A 25,455-nucleotide genomic window follows, 5' to 3' on the forward strand; every position below is an offset into this window, starting at 1 on the left:
GTTGGGAAAAATGGTATCCGTCAAATTCGGATCGGGCATATTAGTGCAAGTGAAATGCTTGGGATCGGATGAGTAAAATTAGCGTCGCGGGTCAGCAAAAATGGATCATTGTCGCAAGGCAGCTTACAGCTGATCCGACCAGATCGGTGCGTTGCCCCTTTTGCGAAGCAGCAGACCTCATCGTATTTGATATTCCAAAGCCAGCGGAAGTGGCTGAGCGCCGGATTGCCTGTATCGCCTGCAAGGAGACGGTGACACTCCGAAATTCCAAATAAGCAATTCGGAGCGGCATAGCCCCGCACGCGCTGTCACCTTTTTAACCTTTCCGTAACCGTCGGTCCGAGGGTTGAAAAACAACCTTTGCTAATATCTTAATAGGCGAGCACTATCGCTACAGCAGGCCGTGCATCCCGACGTGCGGCAACAAGTCCCTCGCATCTGTGGTGGATCAGAGTAGGTGGTGCCTCTCGCACTGGATCAAGATCACCGTGAAACGAGGCTGACGGCTCGTATTTAGATATTAAAATACTGCGCGGCTCAGCGGATTGTGGAGCGGCTACATGGGCAAGACCGTCAACGATTTTCCCGATCCCAGCGACAGGCGGATGTCTGTAAGCATTGTGGGCGCGATCACCCCCAAGTGTCATCGGGCTGACATTAATTAACGCGCATAATTAGCGCGACAGTCAAAATCACACGATCCCGAATTTAGTTTGAATGACCGCCCCTAGGGCCAAGTGTCATTGATGTCATAACGTCCTACGATTTAAGCGCAAAGCTCTTGTTTCCGTTCCGTTTTGGATTGGACACCGCCCATGAAGCTCAGCATTCGCCGGAGTCCAGCAAGGCCGAGGTTCAAACTTCCTGAGTGGAGGGAAGTGGTCAAAAAGTTTTCGCTGGAGCGGCCAGACCCGCTGCAGGGGGGGCACGAATCTCCGTCTAATCGGGAAACAGCATTAAAGTCCGGCTGGTCGGATCGTTTTCGGCGGCGGCCGGCTCGCCTGCAGGCCTATGCGCTGGAGCCGATCGAACCGCGCCTGTTGATGTCCGCGGACCTGGCCTATGCGGGGACCGGAGCGTTCACGCTGAGCGCCTCGGGTAACGTTCTCAATATTTACGCCAGCACCACCGTTTTCGACAGCAGCACCCTCGTCGCCAGCGACACCTTGTCTTCCGGTTCCCAGACTGTCAGCATTCAGCGTGGCAGCGGGAGCGACACCAGCGGCGGCGACATCCTGCATTTCAACCTCGACACCCTTTCCGCGCTCGATAGCACGATCGGCGGCGGCAGCAAGCTGACCCTCCAGTTTACGAGCACCGATCAGTCCAAAGATCAGATTGTGCTCGACGGCACGAACAAGAACAACGCCACGCCCGGCGAGACGATCAAATACGACCTGGCGGTGACGAGCGATTCGCAGATCGTGTCGAGCGGTGCGGCGACGATCCAGGGGAACCTGACGATTCAGTCGTCTTATCAGAGTAATGGCACTGCGGGGACCGGGCTTCTCGCCAACGCCAATACGGGCATCGCCCTCACCGGCACCAACTTCACCACGCTCGGCGCGGGCAATAAAATAACGCTAGCGGCGACTTCGACCCTCGACGTCGCGAACAATGGGACGAATACCGGCAACGTCAGCTCGCTCAACGGTCTGGAGTCGACAGCGCAGTCGGTGCTGAGCAGCGATCTCGGTAGCCTCGCCGCCAGCGCGGGACTGTCGATCATCACCAGCTACAGCAACGCCGCGATCAGCATCACCGGCGGCTCCGTGCTCAACTCTGCGGGCGACCTCGACATTACGTCGATGGTCAGCGGTTCGCTGACGGGGTCGGCCGACGGTCTGACCGGAGTCGATGTCGCGGTCCTCGTGGGCGGCGCCGACCCATCGGTCACGATTGACGGTTCGAACCTCACGGCCGGCGGCGCGATCAACGTGACGGCGACGACGGCGGACGCAAGCAACACGCCATTCACGATCAGCAACACCACGAATCCGGACTCCAACCAGCTTCAGTCCACCGCCGACGGCGCGGTCGCCGTCACGGTGTTTGACAGCCAGGCGACGGTCAGCGTCACTGGATCGGCCGGCGTCAATGCGACTGGCGCAGCGACCTTCACCGCGGACAACGCGCTCAACGCCACCACCACGGGCGATCCCGGCACTGGCTCCACGGCCGGCGCCGGGGTTGCGGTCGCGGTCGTCTACGGCGACACGAATGCCTATGTCGACGGCTCGACCGTCGACGGCAACTCGGTCACCTTCGCCGCCGACTCGTCTCGCACGATCACCACCACGGCGGACGCGTCGTCCATGGGGTCGTCAGCCAGCGGCGATAGCACCTCGAGCACAAAAAACGCGAGCGAAGACGTTCTGTCGAACAACAACGCTTCGGCCAGCGATGGCGCGGGGTCGTCCAGCAGCGTCAGCGTTGCCGGCGCCGTCGCGGTGACGACGGACACTGGCACGGACCAAGCGTATATCAACAACGGCACGATCGGCGCCGGCAGCGGCGGCGTGACGGTGTCGGCGACCCCGACGGACGTCGTGTCGACCACCGCCTCCGGCAGCCAGACCACTTCCGGTTCGGGTTCGGGTCCCAATGTCGGCGTCGGGGTCGGGGTCGCGATCAACATCGTCGACCGCAACAACGATGCGTATATCAGCGGCGCGACCGGCATCACCGCCGGGTCAATATCGGTTCAGGTGCTGGCGACGACTCCGAGCAGTTTCAGCGCCTCGGCCACCTCGGGCTACGGTGCGGCAAACGTCGGCATCGCCGGATCGCTCGCGATCAACGTCATCGTCGACAACGACAAAGCCGATGTCGCGCAAAACGCCGTCCTGACGTTGACGGGCTCCCCCGACCTGACGATCGAGGCTGATTCGAGCGTCACCAACACCGCCACCGCCATGCCGTCGAGCGATACCCCCGCCCAGGCGGGCAAGGTCGGGATCGGGGCCTCGATCGCCATCAATTACGGCGAGAACGCCACCCAAGGATATGTCGACAACGGCGCAGCGATCACGGGCGCGAACAATCTCATTCTAACCGCCAATTCGCAGCAGACCATGTCGACGTCGGCGCAAAACGGCGCTGCCTCCGGCGACGTCGCCGTCACTCCGGTCATCGCGATTTCGATCGCCGACAACACTGTGTCCGCCACCCTCGGGACCGGCGGCGGGCTCCACATCGGCGGCGGCTTTAAGGCTCAGTCGACGCTGAACGACGGCGTGCAGACCACCGCCACGGGCAACACCACGGCCTCCAACGTCGGCGTCGGCATCTCGATCGCGCTGTCGATCGTCAACGACAGCTCGCAAGCGACGACCGCGGAAAACCTCACTGCCGGCGGCGCCGCAGCGTTCCTGTCGACGGTCATTTCGGGCAGCGAGAGCAGGGCGACGGCCAGCAGCGCGGGCGACTCGGACAAAGACAGTTCGGGCGACGGCACCGGCGTCGACGACCAGACCTCGAACCAGAAGAGCATGGCCGGCAACACCGCGAGCGCCGACGAGTCGAAGGTCGGGAACAGCAAGACGATGGGAACCGGTGACGACAGCTCGCCGAAGGCGAAGTCGTCGTCCGGCTCGGTCGATATCGCCGGCGCGGTTGCGGTCAACATCGAGAACGGGTCGTCGACCGCCTCGATCCCCGACGGGATTACGGTCCACGCGGGCGGGCTGGTGACGGTGCAGTCGCAGGCCAACGTCGACAGCCATGCGATCAGCAGCGGCTCCGCCACCACGACTGGCAGCGGCATCAGCGTCGGCGTCGGGGTGTCGGTCAACGTCAACAACCCGACCAACCTCGCCTATGTCGGGCAGGGGGCAATCGTCACCGGCGCCGGTCTTTCGGTCAGCGCGACGATGGCCGACCGCCAGGTCACCGCGCCGGCTGCAACGCCGGCGGTGGTCACTGTGGACGGAAACAGCACCAACACCCCCTTTGGCGCCGATTCGATCTTCCTCGGCCTCAATTCGGGACTGCATAGCGGCGATGAGGTCCTATATAACGCGGAAACGCATAGTGCGATCGACGGGCTGACCAACGGCGACAGCTATTATGTCAACGTCGCCACCAACGGCACGATCCAGCTGTACGGCGACGGCAGCGGCATGGGCAACGGTCAATCCGACGCCATGGCCGGGAACAGCAATTTTATCAAGCTCACTTCGACCGGCTCGGGCAGCGAGCAGGAATTCTTCCCGTACATATCGTTGCCGATGGTCGGCCCCGAGCCCAACCTCGCCAGCCCGATCAAGTTCGACCCGACGGGCAATGTGACGCTCTTGAACCTGGGCGACGCCAGCGAATTCCGTACCGGCGACGTGGTAACCTACGATGCGAACAGCGGTGGGGCGATCGGCGGGACCAGCCCCGGTACACCCTACTACCTGATCGACCTGACCGGCGGCTATTACCAGCTCGCGGCGACGCAGCAGGACGCGTTCGCCGGAAACTTCATCACGACCATCTCCGGCGCCGGTAACACGGGCCAACTCGTGCACGACGACACGGATTCGACGTTCGCCAGCGCGATGTCGGGCGCCAGCGGCGGCAAGATCGGCGTGGACGGTTCGCTCGCGCTCAACATCGTCAACAACAACACCCAGGCGATAGTCGGGCTTACCCCGGGCGAGACCGGTCCCAGCATCGCGTCGATCACGATTGCCCCGACCGGCAATGTGTCGGTCATGGCGGCCAGCGCCCAGACGAACTACGCGTTGGCGACGCCGTCGGCCGGCGACGCCGGCGGCAGCAGCGTCGGGGTCGGCGCGTCGATCGCGATCAACGTCGTCGGCGCCACGCAGAATCTGGTCAATGCCGAGATCGCCGACGGAACCTCGTTCAGCGGCACGATCGGCGCGCTGACGGTATCTGCGACCGGCGATGACGGCGCCTACACCCACGCCGAGAACGGCGCGGCGGGCAGCGTCGCGATCGGCGTCGGGGCGGCGGTGCCGGTCATCGACGACACCACGACGGCATACGTCGGCAGCGGCGGCGGGATTACGGGGACCGGCGACGTCAATATCACCGCACTGCAGACCACCGATTTCACCACCGAAACCGACGCGAAAGCGGCCGGCGGCAAGGTCGGCGTCGGCGCTTCGATATCGGTCACCGTGGTGACGGAAAACGTCAGCGCCGACGTGGCGCGCGACATCACGACGAGCGGCGGGCTGTTCAACCTGACTTCGACCACGACTTTGTCGGACGACGCCATGGCCGTCGCCACGGTGAAGGGCGAAGACAGCAGCGGTTCGAGTGGCGGCGGCAGTAACACCGGCGCCGACGGACAGGCCAGCGAGCAACAATCTAGCGCGACCATGGCCGGTGCCAAGAGCTCTACGCTACCGTCGGCCGGCACCCAAGCCAGTGGCAGCGAAAGCACGAGTTCGTCCGCGGGCGGCGATACCTCGAGCGGCGGCAGCAGCGGCAAAGGCGGCGGCGATTCGAGCGGCGTCGGCGTCGCCGCGGCGGTGTCGGTCAACGTTCTGACCGCGAACAACACCGCTGAAGTCAGCAATGGCGCGGACATCTCCGCAAGCGGCGCGGTGACGATCGAGGCGCAGGCCGGGGACAGCGCGTCGGCCAAGGCCATCGGCGCATCGGTGGCGATGAACAACAACGTCAATATCGGCGCCGGCGTCGGCCTGAACGTCGTCAGCGGCAGCAACAAGGCGTTTGTCGACATCGGGGGGACCGCCGTTCGGGGCGACGGGATCACCATCGAGGCGGTCACGCCCTCCGGGCAGCTCGACAATTTCATCGCCTGGGGCGCCGCCGCGGCGGGCGGCAAGGGCGAACTTTCGATCGCCGGATCGGTCGGCATCAACGTCGTCACGTTCGACACCGAGGCCTCGGCACGCAGCGGATCCTACCTTAATTCGATCGGCGGCATCAATGTCAAGGCGATCGCCAACCTTGATCCGCAGACGTTGGCGGCGGCGGGCGCCTTCTCGCAAGGCGGGAACGCGATCGGCGCGACGATCAACGTGGCCGTCCTCAACGCCTCGACCACAGCCTATATCGGCGGCAACGCCGATGCCCGCGGCGCCATCTCGATCGATGCCGAGAACCACCTCACGCCGTCAGCAATCGCGATTCCCTTCCTCCCGGCCGGGGCGGACCCGTCGGCCACGTCGGTCGCAGTCGCCGGCGCGGCGAGCAGCGGCGACGTCGCCATCGGCGGCTCGTTCATCGTCAACGTCTTTACTCTCGACGTCGACGCCCATATCGGCGGCGGCAGCGATATCAACCAGGGCGTGTCGGGCATAAGCGACGTGATGGGCACGCTTTACACCCCGAACGCCGGCCAAACGATAACGATCACCGCGCAGAACGAGACGCAGATTACCGCTGTCGCCGGCGCGCTCGGACTGACCACCGGCGATGCGGGCGTCGGCATCGGTCTCGACGTAGAGATCCTCGACAAGTCGACGCTGGCCTATATCGCCGGCGGCGAGACGGTCAGCGCTGGCGGCGCGATCAGCGTGACCGCCAAATCGACTGAGCAGATGCTGTCGATCGCGGCGACAGTGGGCGCCGCCGACACCGTCGGCGTCGCCGCCTCGATATCGGTCGCCGTCATCACTCCGGAGACCGAGGCATACATCGGCTCGCCCGCGTACACCGATTCGAGTTCCGTCTTCCATCCCGCAGTGGGGGCAACCGTCAATGTCGGCACCGCCGGCAGCGGCGGAGTCACGGTCGGGGCGGCCGACACTTTCTCGACGTCGATGATCGCCGGTTCGGTCGGCGCGGCCGGCACCGCCGGGATCGGCCTCGCCAACACGACGCTCGTGCTCAGTCCGACCACCGAAGCTTTTGTGGTCGGCGGCAGCAACATCACCGCGGCGGGCACGGTTTCGGTCAGCGCGCAGGCGAGCGAGAATCTCATTACCGTCGCGGCCGGAATCGCGATCGGCGGCGACGCCGGGGTCGCCGGTTCCGCGGCGGTCAACGTGCTCAGCGACACGACGACCGCCTATGTCGGGCCGAGCACGCAGATCAAGACAACGAGCGCCGATCTCACCAACAACCCGAGCAATCTCATCGTCAGCGCCAGCGACGACACCTCGGTCGTCTCGGTCGCCGGATCGCTCGCCGCAAGCGGCAGCGTAGGGGTCGGGATCGGCGCCGATGTCGGCGTCTACACCAAGCACACCAACGCCTATATCGATTCGGGCGTCGTTACCGATATTGCCGGCAACATCCTCGTTTCTGCCGAGTCGAGCGAGAGCCTGATTTCGGTCTCGGCCGGCGTCGCCGTGGGCGGCGATGTCGCGGTCGGGGCCAATGCCGGCGTCCATATCTTCAACCTGCAGACCCGCGCCTTCATCGGTGACGACCCGCTGAATCCGTCGGGCGCCGGGCCGGGCGATGTGCATGCGCAGGGCAGCATCTATCTGAACGCCAACGATATGTCGGACATTAACGAAATCGTCGGCGTGATCGCGGCGAGCGGAGTCGCAGGCGTAGGCGCTGCGGTCGGCGTCAATGTATTCACCCCCGACACCGAATCCTTCATCGGCGCTGGCGCCAATGTCACCGGCGACGGCAACGGCTCGGGCCTGATGGTTGACACCGGCGGGATCAGCATCGGCAGCAGTCCGTCGACAAGCTCCCTCAATCCGAGCAATCCGAGCGGCGTCGGCATCGAGACAAACAATCCCGGCACCATGACCATGGCCGAGAACGGCGACCAATCCGGATTGCAAAGTCAGGGCCAGGTCGGCACGCCGATGCTGGCGAACATGAACTTGGGCAGCGGAAGTCAGAGCTTGCAGGGCATGGACCCGTCGCTGAGCGGCGTGCGCACCGCCAGCCTCGGGGCCGAGAGCGGCTTCCACGGGGTCGCGGTCAGCGCGTCGAACCGCGACCAGGTCCGCACCTTCACGATAAGCCTTGCCGGCGGGACAGTCGGGGTCGCGGTGTCGGCCGGGGTCGACGTCGTCAACGCGACCACCAAGGCCTATATCGGCGATAGCGCGACGGTCAACGCAAACACCTCGGGGGCGAACCCCGCGCAATCGGTCCTCGTCGGCGCGGGCGACGATTTCTATCACCTGGCGGTCGCCGGCAGTGTCGCGGGCGGCGTTGTCGGGGTGGGGCCGGCGGTCGGCGCCAACATCATCACCAACACCACCGAGGCCTATATCGGGCAGTCTGCGACGGTGAACGCGCTCGGCGACATCGCGGTCGCGGCGAGCGGCAGCGAAAACGTCGTGATGGTCGGCTTCGGCATCGGCGCTGGCGTCGTCGGCGTCGGCGGCGCGGTCGATGTGCTCAGCATCAACAACACGACGATTGCCAGCATCGGCGATATTACCTTCGTCGACGGCAATCTGGTCAGCGTCGGCGATGGCGTTCACGTCTACGCCGGCGGCAATGTGTTCGTCGATGCGACCGACGACACGCATGTGTTCCTGCTGTCCGGCGCGCTCGCCGGCGGCCTGGTCGGCGTCGGCGGTTCGGTCGGGGTCATGATCATCGACAAGAACACGGACGCGACGATCGGGACATCCGCCACGGTCGATGCTTTGGGCAATACGTCGGGCGAAACTGGCCTCTTCGACGGCTCCGTCGACGCTAGCGGCACGTTCACGGCGCCGGACGGCGATATGATCTCAGGCGGCAATTTCGGCACAACTTCGGCGCGTGGCGTCATCGTGCAAGCCGAGTCGAGCGAAGACATTTTGCATATCGTGGCCACCGGCGCCGGCGGCTTCGTCGGCGTGTCTGGCGCGGTCGGCGTGACGCTGATCAGCTCGAACACCGACGCCGAGATTGGCGCCGACGCGCAGATCGACACCCTGCACCAGAAGCTCGCCGGCCCGAACCAGAGCGTCTATGTCAACGCTGCCAACGACTCCAACGTGCACACCTACATCGTCGGCGTCGCCGTCGGCGCCGTCGGCGTTTCCGGCGCGGTTGACGTCGGCACGCTCAACAACAATACCAGCGCCAAGGTCGACGCGGGCGCCTCGGTCAACGCGCTCGACAATATCGAAGTCGATGCAGTCGGCATCAAGAACATAACCGGCGTCGACGTCAGCGGCTCGGCTGGGGCCGTCGGGGTCGGCGGCGCGGTCAGCGTGTGGGCGATCGGCACGCAGATCCAGAAAAGCACCGAAGAAGAGAACGGCCAAGGACAGCAGACCCAGAGCAGCAGCGCGCTCAGCAGTAGCAGCGGGTCGGCCGACAGCAGCGCCGGCTCACAGGCGCAGAGCGGCGCCGGCACTGTGACCGGTGGCAACGGCCTCGGCACTTTCACCGGCGACAGCACCGGCAACAGCAACACCAGCCAGAACCGCATCCAATCCGCGACCGGTCAGGCAGGGACGACTGTCAATAACATGGCGCCGACGGCATCGAGCGTCAGCAGCGCCGAGAATGCGGCGTCGACGCCGGCGGGTACGACGGCGCAGATGGACGGCACGGCGACCGCGGGCGGCAATATCGGGGTCACCGCCAACGACAAGGCGGATGTGACCGTGACGACAGGTCAGGTTTCGGCCGGCATCTTTGGAGCGGGCGCCTCGGTCGCGATTCTGTCGGTCAACGACAATGTCTCGGCGCTGGCCGACGGCACGCTGAAGGCCGGCGGCGCCATCGCCGTCAACGCGACGCTCAATGAGACTGTCACCTTGACGGTGATCGACGGCGCGGGGGGCTTCGTGGGAATCGGCGCCGCGGTGGCGGTGGTGACCGACGATAGCCTGACCCAGGCGAGCCTCGGCAATGTCTTGGGCGCCGGCGCCGTTTCGGTCACGGCAAACTCGACGCGCACGATCAACGAGACCACCGGCCAGGTCTCGGTGGGCGCGGTCAGCGCCGGTGCCTCCATCACGAGCATCAATGTCGGCGGCGGCGCCGACGCCTCGGTCGATGCCAACGCCACGCTGTCGTCGATCGCCTCGCTCAGCGTCTCCGCAATGTCGACAATCCACCTCGACGCCGATGCTGTCACCGTTTCCGCCGGGATTGGCGCATTCAGCGCCAGCTTCTCCTTTGTCGACGTGAATCCCGACGTCGAGGCGTCAATCGGCCAGGGCGCGACCGTTAAGGCCAGCGGCGCGGTCTCGGTGGACGCGACCAGCACGGTCAACGCGACAGCGGACATGACCGGCGTTATGGTCGCCAGCGGCGTGTCGTTCGGCGCGATGTTCGGCTTCCTGACGGTCGAAGGCACGACCGCGGCCTCGATCGGATCGGATGCCTCCGTCACGGGATCCACGGTGGCAGTCGATGCGACCTCGACGAATACGGCGAACACAACAGTCGAGGGCGCGTCGGGCGGCTTGGCGAGCGTATCGCTGATGCTTGCCTCGGCGGTTATCCAGGGTATGACACAGGCCTCGGTCGGCGCCGGGTCCAGCGTAACCGGGACGCTCAGCGTCAAGGCGAAAGACACGAGCACCGGAACACCCACGACGAAAGTACTTGGTATCGGCGCCTTCACCGGGGCTGGTTCCTATGCCAGCGCCGTGCTGAATCGCACGGTGGAGGCCTATATCGGAAATGAAACGGGATCGAATCCGGCAAGCCAGTCGACCTTCACGCTGAACGGCTCGGCCGACGTTGAAGCCACGTCGAACGAAACAGCAAACGTCAATTCGGAAGGTGCCAGCGGCGGCCTTTTGGCCTCCATCGGCGTTACGACGAACAACGCGGAAATCGATGGCGACACGCGCGCCTATGTCGGCCCGAACACGACGGTGAACGGCAGCGCCTCGAACAGCGCCGTGACGCTGAAGGCCTCGGACACCAGCACCGCCACTGTCAACGCGGTCGGCATCGACGTTGGCGGTCTGGCCGCCATCGATGTGGTGAGCCCGACCGCTACGGTGGCGCGCAATTCGCGGGCGTTTATCGACGTCGGCGGCAAGGTATTGGCGGGCAGCGCGACAGTTGTGCTGGAGGCCGCATCCGTTACCAGCGCCTCGGCCTCCGCGAGCGGCGGGGGCGGCGGCGGTCTGAGCATCGCGGCGATGATTCCGACCGCGACGATCAGCGGCAACACCGACGCGTTCGTCGGCTCTGGCGGTAGCGTTACCGCCGGCGTGCTCGAGATCACGGCCCAAGACACCAGCCCCCGACTGGCAAGCGCGGACGCCAATGTTATCAGCATCGGGATCGCGGCCGGGGCCGGCGTCGACGCTGTGGTCAACATCAGCGGCGACGTCTACGCCTATATCGACAGCAGCGCCACGATCGATGTCGCGGGCGAGGTGAAGGTCAATGCCCAGTCTTCGGCCAACCCCACCTCGACGGCCAGTGTCGGCCAAGGCGGCGCGATCTCGGTCGGCGTGATGACCTCCGAGGTCAACGTGACCAGCCAAACCTCGGCTTATATCGGCGACCATACGAACATCGTAAATGCCGGAAGCCTCGACGTGGCGGCGAACGACACCAGTACCGCGTCGGTCACCGGGTCGGTGGCGGGCGGCGGCATCGGCGAGGGGCGCAGCGCCAAGACGGTAGCGACGGTCGACCCGACGATCACCGCCTATATCGGCCAAGACGTTCAGGCAAACGTCGTCGGCGACGTGTCGGTGGTCGCCACGTCGATCCGCGCCCAGGGCGATGCGAATTCCACCGACAATGGCGGCGGCGGAGTCGACGTCGGCTTCGCGCAGGCGACAGTCAACGCCAATCCGACGGTCAACGCTTATATCGACATCGGATCGAGCATCACTGCCGGCGGGTCGGTCAAGGTCGACGCAGAGGCTCAGTCGACATCGAGCTCCGGCAGCGCGCTGAACGACGACATTCAAGGCGTCAATACGTCGAATGGCGAGATCACCTTCCCGCAGAGTGGCCTGGCGACCGGCGATTCGGTTACCTACAACCCGAATGGCAATACGCCTATCCAAACCGCGAGCGGCGCTCTGCAGAGCGGCGGGCGCCTGTACAACGTTGTGGTCGTGGATCCGAACACTCTGCAATTGGGCAATCTGTTCAGGGCCGATTCGATCGACTCGAGCATTCCGTTCACCAAGGTCAGCGGCGTCGACTACGCGCGTGACGTGATCCGTTTTGCGATCCCGGACAATTTTGTCACCGGTGACTCGGTCGTGTATTCGCCCAATGGGAACGGCAACATCGGTCTGACGGCGGGCGCGACCTATTATGTCCGTGTCATCGACCCAAACACGATCGAGCTTTACGACACCCTTGCGGGCGCCAAGGCGGTGGCGGACTCCGTGACTGCGTCGGAGGTCAGCGGCAACGCCATCAACATCGCAAACACCTTCGCCAACGGCGAGGCCGTCACCTACAAAGCGCCGGCGCCGATCGCGTTCAACACCGGCGCTGTCAACGTGTCGATCAACAGCGACGGGTCGCTGAGCGCCGCCTCCGGGGCCAACAATATTCTGGTCGGCAGCGGAACCGGGTTCAAGACCGGCGACGAGGTCGTCTACCACACGAACGACACCAGCGAGCCGATCACCGGCCTCTCCAACGGGACAACCTATTTTGTCATCACAACCGGCGATTCGCGTCTGATCCAGCTCGCGGCGAGCGCAAGCGACGCGTCGAAGGGAACGGCCATAACCCTTACTCCGAGCGCCACGGGCGGGTCGTTCCAGGAAGAATTGACGCGGGAGCCAATCGGCGGCCTGCAGGATGGCGTCACCTACTACGTCGCGAACGAGACGCCGACCTCGTTCCAGCTCGCGCTGACCCAGGCGGACGCCACGGCCCAAACCCCGACGGTCATCACCCTGACGGCGCCGGTCAGCACGGGCGGGACGCATCAGTTTTTCGCGGCCGGCGTGCCTCTCGTCAATACCGGCGCCAGCGGCAATGAGGAGCTGAGCATTGATCTGACCAGCGCCGGCAGCGGCACGACGCAGGAACTGCTCGGTCCGGGCGGCATTTCGCTGCGCACGATCTCGCCCCCGGCGGGCAACGGGATCTCCTCTGCTTCGGCAAAGGGTGGCAGCGGCGGCGGAATCGAGGTCAGCAAGCCGACCGCGGAAGTCAACTCGACATATACGGTCTCGGCGAAGATCCTGGCGACTCTCGTCGATGCCGGCGGCGACGTGACGGTTTCCACCGACTCACTGCCGAATGAGTCCTCCTACGCGCAGAACGGCTCGGGCGGCGCCATCAATATCGGCAACGCCGAGGCAGACATTACATTCACCAACACGAACACGACGGCGATCGGCGCCAGCACGACGATCGCCGCGGGCGGCGACTTCTCGATGGTTGCCGACAACGCGTTCAACTTCACGGACGACTCGACCGCCCAGGGCGGCGGCTTCATCAGCTCGGCCGCTTCAACCGCTAATATTCACATCAACAGCACGACGAAAGCCAATATCGGCGCCGGCGCCAATATCACGGCGAGCAGCGTCGACGTCGAGGCTTTGATCTCGTCGAGCAACGCAAGTACGACGGCGGAAGCACAAGGCGGCGGCCTGTTCGGCGACGTCAACGCCAATGGCGACATCGACGGCACGTCGACCGCCAATGTGACGATCGGCGGCGGCGGAACCATTATCGACGGCATCTATGGCGTAACGATCAAGGCCGACCAGAACAATTTCAACGTCAATCCGTCCACCGACAGTTCGTTCTTCATCGGGATCGGCCCGACCATTACTAGCGCGAACAACAATACCAACTTGGTTGAGAACGTGGGTGGCGAGGCGGGCGCGACAATCATCGCGGGTCCGCCGAGCGAGAGCAATCCTGAGGCTCTGGACGTCGAGGCAAACGGCGGCGGCGGAGGGTCCGAGAGCCACCACATCACGTGGTCCGCGGACGTGATCATTTACGAGGGCGCCAGCCCTGAGTTGATCGTCAACGCCGCTGGCGACATCGTCAAGGCCATCAATGTTACGGTGAATGGCGGGAACGACACCGTTGGGTCGTCAGCGGTGAGCAACGGCGCCATCTCGGTCGACCCGATCGCCGACCAGGGCGGTGCCGAGGCCGTCTTCAATTCGCCCGGCAGCAGCATCAACCTCGACTCCTCCGAACCGACTTTCGAGTTCCGCGACAACTTCCAGCAGGTGCTGATCACCAATGAGTCGCCCTACAACCTGACCATCAACGAGATCGACGTCATCGATCGTAAAGGGACGCCGCCGACGGTGCAGTTGGACGGGACCAGCATCGGTCTCAAGTTTTTCCTGACGCAGGATTTCACGCCGACTCTCGTCGACATCGGCAATCTCGGCGCCGGCGACATCGTGCTGCAGGGCGATCCGACCAGCGCCGCGTGGATGGCCACGGACAGTCTGATCGAGAACCCGATCGGCGAGACCCGCATCCTCAACACCGGCGGCGACATCGTCTCGGCTGGGGCGTGGGCCATCATCCGCACGAATACGCTCGGCAACCAGTTCGCGACGCTCCTGCCGGGCGAATCCTTCCATGGTATTCGGGCGACGCTCGGCAGCATCGGCACGGCCACGGCGCCGGTGAACGTGCAGCTGGTGCAGAGCCCCGGCCGCGACGAGCAATTGTACGCCAATGCCGGCGGCAACGTGTACCTGAACCTGACCGGGCTGCTGCACGACCCGACGGTAAGCAACTTCACCGTGCACATCGACTCGATCGTGGCGGGTGGTGACGCCAGTGTGGTGTTGCAGAGCAGCCTGGAGCAAACCTCGGTGTCCGGCGACCTGGGCGGCGTCCTGGTCACCGTGCCGCCCAATGGCCAGAGCGGGACCTTTTACCAGCAGTTCACCTACTTCAATCCCGATGCGAACCCGAATACTGGGCTGGACGTCGGCGTATTCGGGACAGGCACGACGACGATCGCCAGCACCTACGACTTCCGGCAGCGAGACAAAACACTGACGCCTACGACAATGCCGGGCATCACGGCGGGCGGTGACATTATCATCACCGCAGCTGATCCGCTGCAGACAGATCCGATCATCAACGTGCTCGCGATCACGCAGCTTTCGCTTAGCCGTGACATCATCAACGTGCTGACCAACGGTTTCATCACCCTGATGGAAGAGACGGGCGACCTGCGGGCCGGCGTGATCACGTCGACCGCGAACGATGTGACGCTCTACTCGCCGGCTCGGATCATCGACGGGCTGAACGACGCCGCCGGGCTGGACACCAACGTGACCGGGGTCAACATCACGCTGACCGCCGACGACAACAACCTCGGCCAGTCCAACAGCGAGTCCGGCACGGGCGGCATCGGGACGCCGGAGGACTTCGTCACAATCGATGTGAACGTGCTGCGCGGTACGGGGAGCGGGCTTGGCGTTCTGAATGCCTTCGACAACACGACCGGCGTCTTGACCCAGGGCATCTTTATCACGCAGACGACCGGCGACCTCGAGGTCGATACCGTCACCACCTACGGCAACGTTTCGACCAAGGGCAACGTTTCGCTGGCGACAAAGGGCGGCTCGATTCTCGATGCGCGCAATTTCGGCGTCGGCCAGGACGCGCCGGCCAATGTCATCGGCAACACCATCGACCTGTTCGCGTCCGGCGGAAACATCGGTGACTCGAGCGGCGACAACGATCTCAAGATCGATTCGCAGAACGCCGCGTACGGGACGATCGGCGCCCGGGCAACGGACAATATCGATCTGACCCAAGTCAGCGGCAACGCTCAGGTGGCGCTAATTCAGGCGCTGACCGGCGACATCCGATTCACCGTGCGCCAGAGCGGGTTGTCGGGCGAGTACCTCGATCTGCTGAACTCGGGCTCGGTGCTGTTCCTCTCGAATGCTCCGGAGGCGGTGCCGAACGGCCTGATCGACGCGCCGGAGGGCTCGGTTCTGCTGCGTGTCGGCGGAGACGTGACCATCGACCCGAACGCGAAGATCCTGGCCGGCGACAATATCACCATCTTCGGCGACTTCGCCCGGGTGAGCGAACTCTCCGGCGGCGTCTCCGTCAGCGATCCGCTTCCTTCCGTCGGCGCCATTATCACCGTGGAAGGGACGGTCGATGCCGGGCAGTCGATCGCGATCTACGGCGGGATCAACGCCGCCATCACCACGGTGACGACGGGCCTTTACGATCAGATCATCCTGTGGGGCATCATCAGCGCGCCGGAGACCGACATCTACGCCGGCTCCGGCATAGACGCCGGCGGCGGCGTCAACGCGCTGATCGCGCTCAACCCGACCAACGACCTCGGCTACGTGTTGAAGACGGCGGCGATCTCTGGACCGATCAACCTGTGGGGCAACGCCAGCAACGTCACGTTCATCGTCAACAAGCTCGGCAATGTCGATCTGGCGGACAAATTCATCGCCGGACAGAGCGGCCCGACCAGCATCGACCCGGGCAACGGGCAAACACTGGCGCCCGGCGTCGCCAGCGTGCGCGAAACCATCAATCTGTTCGGCGGCGACGGGTCGAACCAATACGACATCAATCTGACCGGCAATAGCGACTACATCGTCAACGTCAATCGCATCGGCCAGCCCAACACAGGCTCAGATACGCTGACCATCAACGGCGTGCCCGGCGACGACACGTTCCTGCTGCGGCAAGACTTCGTCGCGCTGTTGCAATACGACAGCAGCGGCAAACTGCTGCCGACCTATGAGCGGATCAACTACAACGGCCCCGTCGACGCCCTGACAGACGTCGGGGTAGCGAGCAACCCGGTCAACGTGCTCGATGTCAACGCACTCGAGTCGTACGACTATCTCTACAGCGACAGCCTCGGCATGGTGCCTCTCCAAAGCGGCAACCTCAGCACAGTGCCGCAGCCGCAGCTGGTGCCGCAGCCGCAGCTGGTATCGCCGGCCTACGCCGCGCTGAGTCTTACCAGCCAGACCAGCTTCTACGTCGACGGCAACAGCGCGATCACCACGCTGACCGGCGCCGACGGCGGCGACACCTTCCAGTTCGGCCAGGTATTCGGCTCGACGCGCGTCGGCGGCAGCACGGTGCAATTCGGCGACGACATCCCAACGGTCGAGGTTGCGATCGGCGTGGACGCCATGGGGAATATAATTCCCGGCTATCTGACGAGCGGCCCCGAATATTCGACGACGGCTTACGGCGGCGCCGGCAACGATCAATTCTTTGTCTACAGCAATCAGGCGCCGCTGAAGCTCTATGGCGAGGCCGGCAACGACAACTTCGTCGTCCGCTCCTTCGCGCTCGCCCACCAGACCGGTCAATCGACGACGGCGTTGACGACGATCAACACCGGCAACGGCGACAACCAGATCACCTACAATGTCAATGCGCCGGTCAGCATCGACGGCGGCAGCGGCCTTAACACGGTCACCGTGCTCGGCAGCGGCTTCGGCGACAGTTTCGTGATCACCAACCAGGGCGTTGTCGGGGCCGGCGTCAACGTCAGCATGACGAACGTCGAGGTCCTGTATGTCGACGGTGTCAGCGGCAACAACGCCTTCTATGTGCTGAGCACGGCGCCGGGCGAAGTCGTGACTCTGATCGGCGGCAGCGGCAACAACAACACGTTCGACGTCGCCGGCGACGTGACGACCCCGGTCATCGCCGAGGACGTCAACGGCGTCAGCGGCGTGATCAACAACAATGTGATCAGCAACGACCCGAACTACAACGGCATTTACGCCCCCGGCGTCTCGGTCAACGTCGCCAGCGGCGCTGCCGGGCAGGTCGTCATCGGCCAGCTCACCGCGGTCGGCACATCAACCCCAATCCCGCAGCTGTTCGAGAATTCGACGAGCGGGCCGAACGAGGGTCAGTACACGATCAACCTGGCGGCCAAGCCGGGTGCGCTCGTCTATGTCACGGTCGCGGCGGCGCTGCGGCCGTATCAGGACACGTCGCAGGGCAGCCAATCGCTCGAAGTGTCGACGGATAACGTTAATTTCTACCAGTCGTTGGTGCTGACGTTCGCTCCGGGCGACTACAGCACCCCGCAGATTATCTATGTGAAGGCCGAGGCGGACAACGTTGCGGAGGGCCAGCAGACGGTCGTCATCAGCCATTCGAGCTACAGCACGGAAAAAAGCTTCAACGATCTGGCGATCTCCAATCTCGAGGTCAACGTCATCGACCAGACGCTGCCCGACGCCGTCATCACCCCGGCGCATACCGGCAACCTGCAGGTCATCAGCGGCAATTCCTCCGGCTTCGCAGCGCAGAACGATTCGTTCACGGTCCAGCTGAACCGCGCGCCCGTGTCGGGCGAGACGGTGACCGTCACGCTCAACAGCCAGGTCTTCACGACTAACAATTACTTGGTCCTGTCGGCCACGAATGCGCTCGGCGCCCCAGTCTTCACGCAGACCGCCACCGGGGCGACGATCACCTTCAATTCGTCGAACTGGAATGACGCGGTGACGGTGACGGTGGCCGCCGCGCCTGACGGAGGCAAGCCGTTCAACCCGTTGGAGACCGTCATCGAAGACACGGTGACGAGCAGCGGGGGGATCGCTCCTCTATTCAACCAGGACGCCGTCCAGCACAAGCTCACGGTCAACGTGATCGACAGCGCCGTGCCTCAGGTTCTCGTCAGCCCGAGCACGCCGATCACGGTGTCGCCGACGCAGCCCTCGAGCTACACGATGCAGCTCACCGTGCCGCCGCAGGTGGGCGACGCGGTCACGGTCCAGCTTCTCGACGACGGCCAGACGCTGCTGTCTTCGACGAGCGCCAATTTCCATGCGGCGAGCGGCGCCAATCCGCCGTACGTGTTGTTCAACAGCAGCAACTGGAACATCCCGGTCACGATCACCGTCAGCTACAACCCGAGCTACGTGAGCACCAGCCCTCCGGGCGCCCAGCCGCATATGGTCTATCCGGCCCAGCCGCAGCTGACCTCGTCGATCCAGGGACCGGTCATCGTCGAAGGCTATAACATCGCCAACCTGAACCTGACGTTGCGGCCGGCGGTCATGCTGCCGACCGAGACGGATATTGCGCTGGGGACGGTGGTCTATCCGAGCGCCAATACTCAAGCCACTCAGACCAACGTCCTCAACGTCTTCAATTCCGGCAGCAGCGAGGCCGACAACGGGACGCTCACGACGCTCAACAATTTGCCCGTCACCGACCTGAGCGGCATCCTGCAGGATTACGCGGAGAAGACGCTCAACCCGCTGGAATTCGGCAATATCTCCGGCGAGGACATGACCGGCGCGGCGGTCGGGGCGGCCTCTTCGCCGTCGCTGACGCTGAACTTCGGCACGTTACAGAACCCCGACGATTTTACTTATGCCGGCGGCATCACCTACCGCGACGTTCAGGTCGTGAACATTCTGCTGGGGTCGGGCAACGACACCTTTACCGTCAACGCCACGCCGGTGCAGCCGGCGAGCGGCTTCGGCGCCGATGTCGGTGACAGCCTGACCGTCATCCAGGGCGGCGGCGGCAACAACCATCTAATCGCCAACGGCGGCGGCGGCCAGGATTCGGCCTTGATGCTGCTCGGCTCGACGACGCAGGACGGCTACTTCTATAGCTCGACGACGGCGACGCTGAATGGCGAAGGGCGCGTCTTCCACGATCTCGGCAACAATGTCCTCGACGCGCGCAACGACCCCAATCCGGTCATCCTGTACGGCGGCGGCGGCAACGACACGATCTATGGCGGGGCGGGCGGCGACTGGATCGCCGGCGGCGGCGGCGCCAATTTGATCTACGGCGGCACCGGCAACGACATCATCCTGGGCAATGACGGTTTCAACCTGAACCCGGTCTACGAGACGCCGATCAATCAGTACGAAGGCGTGCTCGAATCGGACGTCATGGCCAATCATGTGCCCGTCCCGATTCGGCTCAGCGTGGCCCTCGCGAGCCTCGAGACCAGTCAGCCCGTGCAGGTTCTGTTGCAGGCCAGCGCTCCGCCGACCGGCACGACCGCTCCCGACGCCGACCTCCTGAAGGCGGGCGGCAACACGATCTTCGGCGGCAGCGGCGACAACATCATCGTCGGCGATCTCGGCGTCGTCACGCAGCTCCCGGCGGTCCAGTCGATCCTGACCACCGCCTACGTGACCAGCGTCAGCACCGCCTCGGATTTCGATTTCGCCAATAACACGATCTACGGCGACGGCGGCGGCCTGAGCGGCTTGGTTTGGAACGGCGTCGGCGGCGGCGTCAGCGGCTCGGGCTTGGGCAATGACTTCATCCTCGGCGGCAGCGGCAGCAATACGATCTGGGGCGGCAACGGCCACGACATCATCATCGGCAATGACGGGTTGATCAATTGGGGCGATCTCACTGGCGCGGCCAACCCGCCGACGCTCGTCGAATCGACCGACTTCGCCTATGGCGGCGGCTACATTCAGGGAGGCGGCACGACCGGCAATTTCATTCACGGCGGAACGCTCGACAGCATCATTCTCGGCGGCCCTGGCGACAACTGGATCTGGGGCGGAGAGGGCAACGATCTCATCATCGGCCAGGTCGGCCAGGTTACGATGGACGGCTCAGGGCTGGGCTACGAGCATGCGACGCTGATCGATACGGTGTCCTACGTCGATCCGATTACCGGAGATGTCGCGGCGACGACGCACGGCCCCGGCATGACGGTCGCCGGCAATCCCGGGATCAGCGACGTCATCCAGGCCTACCCGCAAGCGACTGCGCTCGCCGGACCGGTTCCGACCGGCGGTGAAGACGACATTCTGGTCGGCGGTTCAGGCAATTCCTGGATCGGCGGCGGCGCCGGGGACGATCTGATCTTCGGCAACAACGTCAGGCTGGCGCGGCAGGGCAACACCGACAACCCGATCTTCCAGGTACTGACCGGCTCGCAGATCTACACCGACACCGCGACCACCGACACGGTCAACGTCGCCGGAACGGCGAAGGCGTACCGCACCGAGAACGGCCATAATCCAGTATGGGCGAATTTCGGCGTCACGAATCTGGACGAGTCCATAACTACGCCGTCGACGCATTACGGCACCAACTACATCGCCGGCGGACCGGGCGATAACATGATCTTCGGCGGCCAGGGAACCAACGCGATCCAGGGTGCTGGCTCGATCCTCGGCGCGCTCACCCCCCCGACCGTCATAGTCACAACGCCGGGCGTGATCAACACAACGGCGCAGATCGATACCCTGACGTTGAACCCTTTCACCACCACCTACAGCCTGGCTTTTGTCGGCCAGTCGGCAGGCAGCGGAGGGGTGATCGACGGGATCAGCAATACCGCGACCGCAGCATGGCTGGCCGCCTCGATCGCGGCCTTGCCCGGGTTCAGCGGGACCACCGTAACCGGCAACGCCACTGGTGGCTATACGATCACCTTCACCAAGGCGCTCGGCAGCGTCACGCCGACGGTCAACAGCAAGGTCTACGCGTATCGCAATCCGACCATCAATGAGACCGTCGCGCCAGGACAGGTCGTCACCGCGCTCGGTGCATTGCACGTCAACCCGTCCTTCGAGGCGGCGACCGACGGCAACAATTACATCGAAGGCGGCGGCGGCAATGGCACCGTCATCTTCGGCGGCACCGGCCAGAACGACATCATCGGCGGCAACTCCAACCTGTTCAGCCTGACGACGCCGCAGCAGCGGCCGGATTCGGGGAATGTCATCATCTTCGCCGGCGCCGGCACGGAGATTGGCGAAGGCGATTCACAGTCCACCGTGACCATCGGCGGCACCGCGAAGGCGAAGGACACACTCAGCCTGACCATCGGCTGGATCTCGACCGGCACCGGGGCGAGCATGACCGAGACGGTCAGCTACACGGTTCAGGCCAGCGACAACGCCGCCAGCATCGCGCTCGGTCTGCTCGGCGCGGCGCAGAACACCGCGTCGACAGCGGGCGGCATGCTTGCGGCCGCAGGGTTCACCTTCGGGGTGAGCGGCAACGAACTCGTCATCGACAGCACCGACGCCTACACCCTCACGAGTTCCGTCAGCACGGGAGCGACGGAGACGATCAGGATCGCACAGGGCGGCGCGACGGTCGGCACGACGCAGGGCAATGTCCATGCGCGCAACGCCTCGGTGGTCGTCGCCAACAATGGCGACATCTTCGACCTGGTCGGCACGGGCGGGACTGACAGCCACGGCTTCCTGACCTTCAATTACGACTCGGGCATGAACAATTATATCTACATGCCTGGAGAGGATAACGGCGCGACGCCAGCCCTGAACTACTATGGCGGCTCGCAGTTCGTGATCCCGCGGGCGGTCCAGCTGCTCGACTACACCTATGGCGGACCCGACTTCAACGCGACGGCAGCCGCCTCCAATATCGGCGGCACGGCCGAAATCCATGCCGAATCCGGCGATACGCAAATCTACGGTGGCCCGAATCTCGACTATCTGTTCGGCGGGTCGGGCGACGATCTGATCACCGGTGGCTACGGCGGCAAGTGGATTTCGGGCGGCAACGGCGAGACCGGCGAAACGAGCGGCGTGCAGACGATCAACACGACCGGCATTCTCGGCTCCGATGGCCGCCTGGAGATGAGCCGCTACGGCATCGCCGAGCCTCTCTATGGCATCGCAGCGGTCCCGGCTGGCGAAACGCTCAACGAGGTGATCACCAACACGCCCGGCGCCAACCCTATCCTGCAATCGACGATCAATGTCGCCGGCGCGCTGACGGTCACAGCCGACCTGACGCCACTCAACGTCGACCCGCAAGGCGAGTCCGCTTGGACGACGAGTGTGCTAAACGGTACGCCTTTCCAGGCGCAGCATTACGACGACATCATTTATGGCGGGCTCGGCAATGCCTTCATCCATGGCGGCGCGGGCAGCACCGCGATTTCGGGCGTCGAGGCATTGCCGATCTTCTGGAACGATCCGGTTCAGAACCCCTACAACTATTCGATCACAAGCCCGGGCGGCGGCATCCTCGGCTACAATTCGACGACCAACCTGTTCGCAGCTTACAACGAGGCAAATCCGCGGACGCTGATCGGCGGCACGCTCAACGGATTCTTCCTGAACTTCAATCAATACCAGGGCATAGTCGTCTCCGGAGCGACTCCCACCGATCCCGCCTATGCCGGCAACAAGGACCTCTTCGGCGACCTCGGCAACGACTGGATCGTCGGCGGCAACGGCTCAAGCAATCTCTGGGGCGGCTTCGGCAACTCTCTGCTCGACGTCCGGCGCAACCTGACGCTCGACAACGGCCTCAACGACATCACCGACAACAATGCCTCGCCCAATTTCCAGGGTCTCGCTTTTGCCGGAGCCGGAATCAATACGCTGATCGCCGGCGGCGCCTACGACCGGCTGATCGGTTGGACCGGCAACTTCAACACCTTCGTCGTGCCGTTCGCTCCTTGGGGCGAACCCACCGTGACCCGCAGCCCGGCCCCGCACAATCAGCAATACCTGATCAGTTTGGGTGAGGCGGACGGCGCCGACAATCTCTACGCCGATTACAGCGCCGCCACCAATCCCAACGGCAGCGCCAATATCGATCACATCGCCGGCCTCGACCCGACGCGCAACGGCGAGCCCTACGGCGAACTCGGGCTCGTCAACCAGACCGACACATTCTGGAAGCTGCAGCATGGCGCGCCGAACCAGCCGCCGCCCGGCAACATCCCCGGCGGCTCGCGCCTGGTGACCGGTAAGTTTATCGCAGGCTCGACCTCGACGGCTCCGGCTACGCTGACGGCGGTGACCGGAAATCTGTCGATGACGAGCAGCGGCGCCACCGAAACGCCGACAACAGCCGGCGCCAGCACCTTCGCAGCGTTTTCCCCCAACGATTGGCTGCCCAATTATTTCGAGATGACGGCGTCTGTGACACCGGGCGCAGCAGCGAAAGGGGCGCTGTCCAACGGCTATCTGATCTTCAACTATCTCGGCCCGACCAGTTTCGATTATGCTGGCGTCAACGCCACCACCGGCAAGATCGAACTCGGATCCTATAACGGCTCGAGCTGGACCGTGGAGGCCTCGGCAGCAGCGAATATCACGGCCGGAACGACCTACAGCGTGTTCCTGGCGATCAATGGCAATTTAGCCGCCCTGACGGTCATTACCTCCAAGAGTTCAACGACGATCAGTTATACTTACCCCTGGAACGTGGTCGACGGGGTCAATCTCGGACTAAACTACGGCATCGTCGGCACGGGCACCAACAACGCGACCGCGACCTTCAACAACGTCGTCACCCAGGTGCCGATTGCGGCGACCACTTGGACCTACAGCACCTATTTCGGCAGCGGGCCGCTTTATTTCGACGCGCTGACAGGCGGAACTTCGTCGACCAGCGGGACCGGGTTGACCCTTGTTCCGTCAACCGGCGGCTTTGCCATCGAGCCGATCGACCCAGGCCTCGCGCTCACTCCCGCCATGGCGCCCGGATCGTTTGCGTTCCAGGTCGGTTCAAACGTGGACATCGCGGCCACGATCAAATTCCTGGGCGGCCGGGCCGGGCTCGTTTTCGACTACACTCCGGGGTCCTTCAACTTCGCCGCGCTGCTCGGCGATACCAAACAAGTGGCGCTCGGCCATTACACGACGGCGGGTGGCTTTGTTATCGATGAGGCGCAGCACCTTTCTTCGATCGGCAACAGCACTGTGCTCGAGATCGTGGCCAATGGCGATCTGGTCAACGTATTGGTCAACGGCACGCAGATGCTGAGCATGACTTATGGCCGGGTCACCACCAGCAACCAGTTCGGCCTGTTGACGTGGACCGGCAGCAATACGTTCGGCGCCCTGACGGTGACGACGAACGATCCCGCTTTCGGCGGGACGACCCAACTTCAAGTGGCGTCCGCGGCGGCACCAACCAACGGCAGCGTTGCGCCGCTGACGCAGGCGGAGCTGGCGCCGATCGTGGCCGAGGCGGATAAGTTGTGGATCGCGGCGCTTGGCCCGAACAATGCAGTGCTCGCTGCACTGACAACGGTGACGATCGAGATCGGCAATCTGCCGGGCCTCGAACTTGGCGCGACCCACGACGGCGTTATCACGATCTCGGCGAACGCTGCTGGATGGGGGTGGTACGTCGACCCGACGCCCGCCAATAACAGTGAATTTTCGACGGCCTTGTCCAGCTTCGCCTTTTTCGCCAATCCGTCGAGCCCGGCTTACGGTCATATGGATCTTCTGTCGACGGTATTGCACGAACTGGGCAACGCCATGGGATTCGCCGAAGATACGGGTCAGGACGTGACGGGCAAGGTGCTGTCGCCCGGTGAACGCCTACTCCCGGGGACCTTCGACGCGGCGCCCGTGACGGTCGCGCCGAGCGCCTATTCGCCCTGGACGGCGATCCGCGGCTCGGATGCGGGCGATGCGCCGTCCTCACGTCCGGGGGGGGCGCCGTCGATCGACTGGTCGCCCGCGTATCCTCACGTCGCCGACGGCCGCAACATGGCCCGGGGAGACAGCGTGCCAACCTGGCTCGTGGATCTCCTGAACCAATCAGATCATGATACCTTGTTCAAGAAACCAAACGCGAGCATGTCGTTCCGGACAAGTGATGGTCCGCACTGAACGGCGCGGCAAGCCGCGCCGTTCAGTGCGGCCGGCAGCACCGGAGTTATAGCGT

1 protein-coding gene and 1 pseudogene are annotated in these 25,455 nt (G+C 64.1%); both read left to right on the forward strand.

Annotated elements, in window-relative coordinates:
* Positions 1-815: 815 nt before the first annotated feature.
* Positions 816-1,043 (forward strand): annotated as a pseudogene (locus ACP2YO_RS20940) (hypothetical protein); the annotation flags it as partial.
* A complete protein-coding gene (locus ACP2YO_RS20945) occupies positions 1,044-25,400 on the forward strand; it encodes a hypothetical protein (protein WP_426443270.1) in 24,357 nt (8,118 codons plus the stop codon).
* Positions 25,401-25,455: the final 55 nt, after the last annotated feature.

The sequence above is a fragment of the Bradyrhizobium genosp. P genome (genome assembly GCF_049949265.1).
Classification (GTDB): Bacteria; Pseudomonadota; Alphaproteobacteria; order Rhizobiales; family Xanthobacteraceae; genus Bradyrhizobium.